At 48.7% G+C, this 9,800-nt stretch carries 8 protein-coding genes; 4 read left to right on the top strand and 4 right to left on the bottom strand.

Features of this window, described 5'->3' with window-relative positions; genetic code table 11:
- The 3 genes from ACI31J_RS05630 to ACI31J_RS05620 form a co-directional block, all read left to right on the top strand.
- Nucleotides 1–1,208, top strand: a 1,208-nt coding sequence (locus tag ACI31J_RS05630; RefSeq protein ID WP_439773459.1) for an LPXTG cell wall anchor domain-containing protein, incomplete at its 5' end; no start/stop codon positions are given.
- A 306-nt stretch (nucleotides 1,209–1,514) separates the two neighbouring features.
- Complete coding sequence (locus tag ACI31J_RS05625; protein ID WP_439773458.1) at nucleotides 1,515–2,897, top strand: amino acid permease; 1,383 nt, start codon at nucleotides 1,515–1,517, stop codon at nucleotides 2,895–2,897.
- Nucleotides 2,898–2,996: 99 nt separating this feature from the next.
- Nucleotides 2,997–3,851, top strand: a complete 855-nt coding sequence (locus tag ACI31J_RS05620) for a DNA/RNA non-specific endonuclease (protein WP_439773457.1) — start codon at nucleotides 2,997–2,999, stop codon at nucleotides 3,849–3,851.
- 167 nt (nucleotides 3,852–4,018) lie between these two features.
- Here the strand turns inward: ACI31J_RS05620 and ACI31J_RS05615 are convergent, their stop codons facing one another.
- The 4 genes from ACI31J_RS05615 to ACI31J_RS05600 form a co-directional block, all read right to left on the bottom strand.
- Entirely contained in the window at nucleotides 4,019–5,269 is a 1,251-nt protein-coding gene (locus tag ACI31J_RS05615) for a sensor histidine kinase (protein WP_439773456.1), read from the bottom strand.
- Nucleotides 5,262–5,948, bottom strand: coding sequence for a response regulator transcription factor (locus ACI31J_RS05610; RefSeq protein ID WP_439773455.1), 687 nt, complete (start codon nucleotides 5,946–5,948; stop codon nucleotides 5,262–5,264). The genes ACI31J_RS05615 and ACI31J_RS05610 overlap by 8 nt, the downstream gene beginning before the upstream one ends.
- A 5-nt stretch (nucleotides 5,949–5,953) precedes the next feature.
- Nucleotides 5,954–6,571 carry a GTP pyrophosphokinase gene (locus ACI31J_RS05605; protein ID WP_439773454.1) on the bottom strand — a complete coding sequence of 206 codons (618 nt, stop codon included), beginning with the start codon at nucleotides 6,569–6,571 and terminating at the stop codon, nucleotides 5,954–5,956.
- A gap of 219 nt (nucleotides 6,572–6,790) precedes the next feature.
- On the bottom strand, nucleotides 6,791–7,060 hold the full coding sequence (locus ACI31J_RS05600; RefSeq protein WP_439773453.1) for a PLP-dependent transferase: 270 nt from the start codon (nucleotides 7,058–7,060) through the stop codon (nucleotides 6,791–6,793).
- A 103-nt stretch (nucleotides 7,061–7,163) separates the two neighbouring features.
- Between ACI31J_RS05600 and ACI31J_RS05595 the strand changes: the two genes are divergently transcribed.
- On the top strand, nucleotides 7,164–9,503 hold the full coding sequence (locus ACI31J_RS05595; RefSeq protein ID WP_439773452.1) for an ATP-binding protein: 2,340 nt from the start codon (nucleotides 7,164–7,166) through the stop codon (nucleotides 9,501–9,503).
- Nucleotides 9,504–9,800: the final 297 nt, after the last annotated feature.

Below are 9,800 nucleotides of genomic sequence, written 5' to 3'. Positions count from 1 at the left end.
GTGATGACACTATTGATGATAGTGATCAAGGGACACAGACAGACCCTATCCTTGGCAAGGATGAGGACACCCAGACCGATCAATCGGAAAAGGCTGATGATGGTACTCAAACGGATAACGCATCAACCATTGACACTGGGGTAGGCGATGACACCGTTGATGCCAGTGACCATGATACTCAGACTGACCAGTCAACAAAGACTGATGAAGGAAGTCAAACCGACGATACTTCAGCCGTTGATACCGGTGTGGGTGATGACACTATTGATGACAGTGATCAAGGAACGCAAACCGATCCAGTACCAGGTAAAGATGAGGATGATACTCAGACCGATGAAAGCACCCAAACGGATAACACTTCAACAGTCGATACCGGTGCTGGTGACGACACCATTGATGATATTGATCAGAGCACACAGACAGACCCTACACCTGGCAAGAGTGATGGTACCCAGACTGATCAGTTAACCAAGACCGATGAAGGCAGCCAGACGGATAATGCTTCAAACACTGACGCCATTGATAACAGTGACCAAAGCACCCAAACTGATCCAATGCCTAGCAAAGATGAGGTCACGCAAACTGATCAGCCAAAGAAAACCGACAAAGATAGTCAAACAGAAGGCTCTTCAACCACTGATACTGGAATAGGCGATGATACCATTATCGATAGCGACCAGGGAACTCAAACTTATCCAGTGCCTGGTAAGGACGACGCTACCCAGACCGATCAGTCAACCACCAATGAAGGTAGTCAGACGAATGATACTTCAGCCATCGACACCAGCATTGACGATAGTATAATTGACGGCATCGGCCAGGGAGCGCAGACCGATCCTACACCTGGCAAGGAACCCGTCCAGGCGACCAAGGCTGACGAAGGTAATCGCACCAGTGATGCCGTTATCAATACTGATGAAAGCACGCTGCTTGATAGCTCAATTTCGCCAAGCAACGATTCGTCAGAAACTACAACACCGACAGAAACAACACCAGTGCAGGCCAACATTGATCCAACGGCTTTTCACAATGAGTTGGAGCAGCTTCAACGCCCGCTAAAGGACTTGGCAACATCCCCTCAACATCAGCGCACCACCGCTCTTCCACAGACTGGAAATCAAACGGATTCTAAAACAACCATAGTGGGTGTTCTGACCGTGCTCACTGGGGCGCTACTCTCAGCCTTCCATTTACAAAAACGCCATTGATGCAAATCAAAATAAAAATTTAAGATTTTCCTTGCAATTTTAATTTTCTAATAGTATTCTAATAACAACGAAAGAAAAGGGAATTGGAGGAAACAATTATGCAATTACTATCTAAGCCGATTATTCATCTAACCTCCACCTCAACCACAACAACAATCACCGTGGTTGAGTACCTTTAATATATTCAAACAAGATATGTTAATCATAAGCTATCCAAAGCAACTCAACCACGTAACTAAATTCTTAGTTTTCCTGGTTGGCGGTCGCAATGGGTAGCTTTTTTGTGTTAAGAAATGGGGTTATAAGATGGATAATCAAAATAAAGTTAAGTTAAATCGGACGATGACGCCTGGACAAATGGAAATGATCGCCATTGGGGGGACCATTGGGAGTGGGCTCTTCATGGGGGCAACTTCTACCATTAAGTGGACTGGGCCATCGGTTCTATTGGCCTACGCGTTTGTTGGTCTGGTGCTGTACGGGGTTATGCGAGCTCTCGGGGAGTTAATCTACATTAGTCCCGGCACCGGTTCGTTCGCTGACTATGGGTCTAAGTATATTCATCCCCTGGCCGGCTACCTGACCAAGTGGAGCAACGTCTTTCAGTTCATCATCGTGGGGATCTCCGACATCATCGCGATGAGTCAGTACCTGAATTACTGGTGGCCTAACCTACCGGACTGGATCTCCGGTTTAGTCATGATCACCATTCTAACGTTAGCCAACCTGGCCTCTGCTAAGGCATATGGCCGCCTGGAATTCTGGTTCGCGATGATCAAGGTTGTTACGATCATCGCCATGATCATCCTGGGGCTATTGGTCATCGTCCTCGGACTGGGGAACAACTGGCACCCAGTTGGAATTTCCAACCTCTGGACGCACGGCGGCTTCTTCACCGGTGGGTTCATGGGCTTCATGTTCTCACTGTCCGTAATTGCCGGTTCGTACCAAGGAATTGAGCTGTTGGGGATTACTGCTGGTGAGGCGGCGTCACCACGGCATGCCATTGTTAAGTCTGTTCGGTCCGTTATCTGGCGGATCCTGATCTTCTACATCGGTGCCATCTTCGTGATCGTTTCGATCTATCCATGGAACGAGCTGAAGGCGGTGGGGTCACCGTTCGTTGAAACCTTTACCAAGGTCGGGATCACCGGTGCCGCCGGAATCATTAACTTCGTTGTTTTGACGGCGGCGCTTTCGGGTGCTAACTCCGGGATCTACAGTGCCAGTCGGATGCTTTTCAAACTCTCCATCGATGGTGAAGTACCAAAAGTGTTTAGTAAGCTTTCTAAGCGGGTTGTTCCGAACGTGGCAATTTTGACGATTGCCTTTTGGATCCTGCTCGGTTTTGGGCTCAACATGCTCTTGTCGGCATTTAGCGCAAGTGCCAAGAACATCTTCGTGATCGTTTACAGTTCCAGTGTTTTGCCAGGGATGGTACCATGGTTCATCATCCTGCTGTCCGAATTGAACTTCCGGAAGAACAATCCTGACCAGCTGGTCAACCACCCCTTCAAGATGCCACTGTACCCGGCTTACAACTACTTCAGCCTGATTGCATTGACGATTATCCTGATCTTCATGTTCTTCAACCCAGATACTAGGGTTTCCGTTTCTGTCGGTGTTATTTTCTTAGTCATAATGACTTTGATTTACAGATTCCACACCGCACCAAAACTTCAAAAGTAACTATTAAGGTAGGCAATTTTGCCTGCCTTTTAATTTTAGATCATTTGTTCGTCCAAATATTGTACAATAGTAGAAAAGCATTCAAAGAGGGAAGATCCTATGTACCGCATAAAGAAAAAGATATGGCATATTGTCTTCGGCATCATTGCTCTTCTGGTTGTCGGGGGCGTAATCCAAAAGCCAACCGAGGGCGATGCATCCCTTACTCGGGGGATTCAGAGTTTCATGGCCTGGGGGCAGAACAATTCGGCCCGTTCTGGCAATTATGGTAATCGGCAACAACTGCCGCCAACCCAGCAGCAGGCTGCGGTTGTCTTAACGCCAGCGGTGCGCCAACAGTTAGGCAACAACATTGCTTGGAACGGTCACGGTGCCTTCATCATCAATAATAACCAGTCAGGTCTGAATGCTAACATCAGCAGTGCGCCTTACGCTGTCAACCAACTAGACAGTCAGGGACGGGCCTGGCGCGGGGACGCCTGGCTGAACAAGACGACCCGGCAATACCAGAATCGCGCAGCAACCGGCAACGGGGCCACAGACTGGAAACCAGCGGGCTTCTTACAGGCACACAACCTGACTGGCGGCTACAACCACGCGTACGATCGCGGCCACCTGTTGGGGTATGCTTTGGTTGGGGGGATCCGGGGCTTCGACGCCTCCGAATCCAATCCCAAGAACATCGCTACCCAGACGGCCTGGGCAAACGAGGCGCGTAGCAGTACCTCAACCGGACAAAACTACTACGAGGGCATTGTCCGTAAGGCCCTCGACCAGGGAAAGCAGGTTCGCTACCGGGTAACCGATATCTACAGTGGCAATAGCATCGTGCCGGCTGGTGCCCACATTCAGGCCCAGTCAAAGGACGGCAGCGTTAACTTCAATGTTTTCGTGCCCAACGTCCAGCGCAACATTGATATTAATTATGCAAACGGGGCGGTAAAGCAACGGTAGAAAAAGACAAAGAAGATTAGTATCAGTTTCAAATAAAAATAGAAGCGGCTTGAGCACAGAATCTTCCAGTGCCCAAGCCGCTTTTTTTCTGCGAACGCAACGCCTTAACCTACAAGTGCCTGGTTCAGATCCGCCCGTTTTAATGCTACGAACCTCGTTAGATTTTCTCATTCCGCTGTCGAGCGAAGGGTGACGATGAAGCTAATTTTCCCATCGCGATACTTGGCCTGGATCCGCCCGTGAAAGTCATTGACAATCCGCTGGGCCATCGACAGGCCGATTCCAAATCCGCCTTGTTGCTGGTGGGCGGTGTCCTGACGATAGAAGCGTTCGAAGAACTTGCTGTAGTCGACGCCTTCGCCATCCGCATAGGAATTGCTGACGGTCAGCACGGCCGCCTTGCCCCACTTGTTGTAACGCAGGCTAATATTGACGTTGCCCCCGGCATCACAATATTTGTTGGCGTTATCCAGGAGAATGTTGACAAGTTCGGCGTAGAAACTCGCGTCGACCGTTGCCATCACTTGCGGCTGGATCGCTGCATTAAATTTTAAATTTCTTTGTTGCATCACGGTTTTAAAAGCATCAGCATTATGGGTTGTGATGGTACTGATGTCGGTTTTCGTCAGATGCATATCGGGCTGTTCGCCGAGTCGGGTCAGAGAAATCAAGTTATTGATGAGCCGGGTCAGGCGATTGACCTGGTCCTTGTTACTGCGGGTCCATTCTGTTTCGCCACTAGTAAGTTCCTGCATTTCAGTATTGGCGGAGATGACGGTCAACGGTGTCTTCAGTTCGTGACCAGCATTGGAGATGAACTCACGCTGGCGCTGTTCAGCCACGACGATCGGTTTAATTGCCCTCCTGGATAAAAGAACCAAGACCAAGGTGTACAGCAGCATTGAGATGAAACCAAAGAGGACTGCAATGTTCAGGATGGCGTAGCTCTCAGCCATCAGGATCGACTTATCCAGAAAAACAATGGTGTAACGCCCGTGCTCCCGCTTCATTTTGTAGGCGTATGACGTATGCCGGTAGCGCACCGTTCCCTGCTTGCGGCCCCGGTGGAAGGCTATTTCAGAAAGGGCATTGATTGCACTGTCCGAAACGGTCTCAATGTGGGAATCATTGATGCTTATGACGTCACCCTGACTATCTAGCTGACTACTAAAAAAACGGTACTGGAAGATGCCTTCGCGAGTTTGCCGCGGTACCATCAGGCCTGGCTGTTGGTAATTGGTGAAGGCGGAGTGATTGATCTGGCCATCGTTTTTCAGCAGGATGGTCAAGACATTGTTGATCTCACGATTGCTACGATAAAACGAGGCAATGCTAATACTACTGATGATCGTCGCCAAAACGACCAGCAAGCCGAGGACCGAAATCAGGATGAATTTATGCCGAACCTTTTTAATCATTTTCATTCACCTGCTTGACTAGCTGGTAGGGTCCACCCTTGGCGCCTTTTAAAAGAACGTTTGCATTAACTGCCTGCAGCTTTTGCCGGAGATAGGAAACGTTAATCCAAACGTCTTCGTTGTCGGCATGCTCGTCATCATCGTCCCAGGTTTGATTAAGGAGGGTTTGCGACGAGAGCTCCTTACCGGCATTCAAGATCAGGTACTGGAGCAAGCGGCTTTCCTTGCTTGAGAGGCTAATTGAATTCTCACTTTTCAGCACCTGCTCGTTGCCGTCGAGGGTGATGTTGCCGAACTTGAGGACGTCTTCGTCGAGACTATTAAAGCGCCGTTCCAGGGACCGCAGGCGGGCCAACAGTTCCTTCAATGAGAAGGGTTTGGTTAGGTAGTCATCGGCGCCGGCATCCAGCCCATTGACTTTGTCATTGACTTCCGAAAGGGCAGTAAGCATGATGACGTAAGTCCGGTCCCCGGATGCCCGAATCTCCCGCAGTGCTTCTAGGCCATCTTTGATCGGCATCATGATATCTAAGATCATGACATCGTAGGGGTGCTGTTTTGCGAGGTCCACGGCTTCCTGACCGTTTACGGCGGTGTCGACCGTGTACTGGCTGGTCTGCAGAGCCGCGACGATTACTCGACTTAACTGGTTGTTATCTTCGGCAAGTAAAATACGCATGGTAATCACTCCTTATCGTTTTCGTGAATCAGTTGACGGATGGTTTGCATCTGAATATCACAGGAAGCCAACTGTTCAGCGCACCTTTTCAGCTCCCGCTCAATCCGTTCGGGATCCTTGATGTTATGCTTATATTTCATTTCATGTTCCAGACTGGCCCAGGAGTCCATGGCGATCGTCCGCAACTGAATTTCAACATAATAATGTCCAGGCGTGTGACCGTCGACATCCTCGTAAGGGGTCGTCAGGTCCAGGATCACATGATAGCTACGGTAGCCATTGGGCTTAGCGTGGGTGATGTAGTCTTTCTCCTTCACGATGGTACACCAGTCAGCTTGATTAAGCGCCCGCAGGTTGCGGGAGATGTCGTCGATGAAGTTGCAGACGATCCGAAAGCCAATTGCGTCACGGCACCGCCGCAAAGCCGATTCGGTAGTCACCGGGTAGCCCTTGCGCTGGCATTTTTCGACCATGCTGGCATTGGTTTTGATCCGGCTGGTGAGGTGCTCGTATAGTTTAGCCTGGCCGTTTTCACACACCTGCCGGTTGAGTTCTTCTAGCCTGTCCGTCATCAGTTTTTGAATCAAGATGAGGGAATCGTGATATTGACCATAAATATCCATAACATTCGCTCCTTTTGAAATCATATTATATCAGCAATTAATCTCTTCATATTTCTTAGCGATAGGATTAAGAAAAAATTATGCGGCGGCACTATGCTGTGACAGTCATTAACAAAGTTAGCCTTCAAAGATAAAAATATAAGCGACTTGAGTGCGGAATTTTCCAGGTCTCAAGTCGCTTTTTGCTACATGTTTTCAACTTTTTTGCTTTGCTAACCCCTAATCAGCAAGCACCTGCCTAAGGTCCGCAATTAAGTCAGTCGGGTTCTCCAGCCCAACCGATAGCCGCAGGAGCTTGGGCGTAATCCCGAGGCGGTGCTGTTGGTCAAGTTCAACGTCGGCATGAGTTTGATAGTATGGAATCGTGATTAGGCTCTCAATTCTACCAAGGCTTTCGGCAAATGTGATCAGTTGACATTGTTCAGCAACTTCTTCACACCCATACGAATGATTCAAAGGGATATCGTGGAAAATAATTTTTAAAATCACGAATCTATCCAATACCTTATAAAACCAGAAGAAACTTGCAAATTAGTGCTAAATCAACGAAAATAAGCTATGAATATACTAGATTATGTAAAGGAAAACGTTTATGGTTAATGATCCAAACTTAAAAAAGATTCACATTGTTTTCAACGGCCAGGAAACCCCACCGATGAAGATCAGCCAGTTGTTTGATACCCGCCGCTTCAATCAGCTAACGGCGGTGACGGGGAAGGTTACTGCGGCCTTCTTTAACCGCTACCTCAGCAACTTCATCAAAGTTGAGCTGGCATTGCAAACACCAAAGGCTAGTGACGCCAAGACCGCGGATGACGTGATTACGAAGGAAGCATTGGCCAATGCCCTGCTCGACGTTGCCAACAAGCGTCCGGCCAAGCTTTTTGAGGGTTTGACCAGCAGCAACCAGGCGAATGTATTGAGCGGCTTGTTTACCGTTGAAATGTCGCCAGTCCAGGCCCTGCACTCTCGTTTCTACCTGCTGAGCAATCACGAGACTCATGATACCCGGGTAATCCTGGGAAGCATCGACCTGACTGCTGATTCATTTGACAAGGAGCGCAATCAGTTTGAAGAAATTCTTGTTTTCGACAACGACATTCGGCTCTTCCAAAACCTTAACGAACACTTCAAGAAGGATATCCGGCCAGTTCTACGCCCATACTTCACTGATAACCTGCTGAAGGCTGCACAAGCCCAGCTAGACGAGGGGGCCAAGGACCAGAAACAGGCATCAACGGAAAATCAGGTGGTAATCCTGGATAACGACACTACCGACCAGATTGCGGCAGCCGACATGACCGACATCATCAGTCACGATGTTCAGAAGCAGATGGATGCCAAGATTATCCCATCAACGACCACCAACGCGATGCGGGAAGTGACAACGGCCCGTTCCCAAACCAAGGATGCCATCGCCCGGGACGTTAAGCAGCATGATACGGTCTACAACTTGCAGAAGACTTCTGTATCCCCGCGGGCAGCCAAGCCAAAGATCAAGAGCCGGGAAAAGATCTACCAGCAGGTTCAAGAGGCCCTGATCAGCGGAATGACGCCGCAACAACGGCAGGCCGAAAAGAAGTACACGACCTTCCTCTATGATCGGCCGATGGAGCGTAACCTGGTCCGTAACAACAGTGGTCTTTACGTGCCGAACGATGCTGGAACGCACCCGATTCCGTTTGGCAAACTGGCAACAATCAGCCAGATTCGTGCTAGCTTGCGTAGTATCGACGCAGTAATGAAGGGTTACCAGAAGTTTGTCGTCGATTACACCAATGACTACGGTAAACGATTCTATGAAGCCATCCTCTATAGTTTCACTGCACCATTCTTGTGGGAAATTCGCCAAAAGGCTAGCCTCAACCCTGAAGACGGGAACGATGTGCCAAACTTCCTGGTGCTGGGGGCGACCGCTGGTTCCGGCAAGTCAACCCTGCTACGGATCATTAACCAGTTGACCTGGAATACCGATCGTTCACTGATCGACTTCGGGACGATTTATCCAACGGAGACCCAGCAGAAGAAAGCCAAGACGGTGGAGGCGATCGAGCACTACATGAAGCAGGGGAGTTCCTACCCCGTTTTACTGGATGAAATCGAGCCTTACTTCTTCCAGCAGGACCAGTATAGTCGGCACCTGATCGTTGATACGATGAATGAATTAGTCAACAATCCCCACGCCATTGCACCGCTGATCGGGACGACCAACTATGATTCCGGCTTCACCATGCTGCGTGAAACCGCCCGGCGGACCTACTACTTGCAGATTGATAAGGTAATCAACGATCAGCTCAAGGGGGAGGCCAACAAGTACATCTACAACGTTCGGCAGACCCTCGACAACACGCTTTTCAAGGACTTCGTGATGCGGATGGCCAATCTCTTGGAAGACGATGAGACGCCGTGGCGGGACTTTAACAACGACAATGGCCGACTTGACTTCCTGTCAAACACCCGAAAGATCTTCCGGGAATACTACCAGATGGCGGGAATTGACATTCCGCCTTACTTTGCCGATCAGATTTGCGATGACTTCCAGGAAAGTTCACGGAACAGTTGGGCAAAGCTCTATGTCACCCAGGCGGAGGACTTTAAGTACCGGAAGGCGGATAACAGCCTGCTCTTCGATATCTCAAAGCTGAACACCTTTAACGGCTTTACCGCTGATAGTATTGAGAAGTACCGGAATGCCTTGCCGATTGAACTCTGTGTCGATGGCATCAATGGTAAGCGGGGAAAGTTTGTTGAAATTAAAGCTCCCGACTTCTTTAAGTGGATCGGGGAGCAGAACCCTTACGAGACACCGCAAGCAACTGAATCTGAGCCGGTAGTAAAGAAGGAGAAGGCTGCCAATCCTAAGTTGCCATCATCGGCTATCACAACCGAACAGCCGAAGAAACGCGGCTTCTGGGCCCGGCTATTTGGTTAAATTCTAGTAGAATACTAAAAGGCCTTAGTGAAATACTAAGGCCTTTTTGATAGGGTAATAAAAAATAAAAGAGGCGCTAATAATCTAGCACCCCAAAAGCGATTGGGCATCGATACCCAATCATATTGGCTGGTAATAATAGCATTAATGACTATTATTGCTGGCCTTTTTTATAAAATTTAATCAAGTGATTGTTAGTGTAAAGTCCATGTACCATTACTATTATGATACATTTTAATATTATCGAGAGTGTCAAGAAGTTTGTGTAAATTAGAAAGCCTTAGCGTATGATTTAGA

The organism is Limosilactobacillus sp. (assembly GCF_051873075.1).
In the GTDB taxonomy this organism is placed as follows: Bacteria; Bacillota; Bacilli; order Lactobacillales; family Lactobacillaceae; genus Limosilactobacillus.
Note: the sequence above shows the minus strand (reverse complement) of the source record. Positions and strands in the feature narration are given on the sequence as shown.

What these genes read in the sequence shown, in the direction of transcription:
- ACI31J_RS05625 (WP_439773458.1), top strand. Translation starts at nt 1,515, where the DNA reads ATGGATAATCAAAATAAAGTTAAGTTAAATCGGACGATGACGCCTGGA.
- ACI31J_RS05620 (WP_439773457.1), top strand. Translation starts at nt 2,997, where the DNA reads ATGTACCGCATAAAGAAAAAGATATGGCATATTGTCTTCGGCATCATT.
- ACI31J_RS05615 (WP_439773456.1), bottom strand. Translation starts at nt 5,269, where the DNA reads ATGATTAAAAAGGTTCGGCATAAATTCATCCTGATTTCGGTCCTCGGC.
- ACI31J_RS05610 (WP_439773455.1), bottom strand. Translation starts at nt 5,948, where the DNA reads ATGCGTATTTTACTTGCCGAAGATAACAACCAGTTAAGTCGAGTAATC.
- ACI31J_RS05605 (WP_439773454.1), bottom strand. Translation starts at nt 6,571, where the DNA reads ATGGATATTTATGGTCAATATCACGATTCCCTCATCTTGATTCAAAAA.
- ACI31J_RS05595 (WP_439773452.1), top strand. Translation starts at nt 7,164, where the DNA reads ATGGTTAATGATCCAAACTTAAAAAAGATTCACATTGTTTTCAACGGC.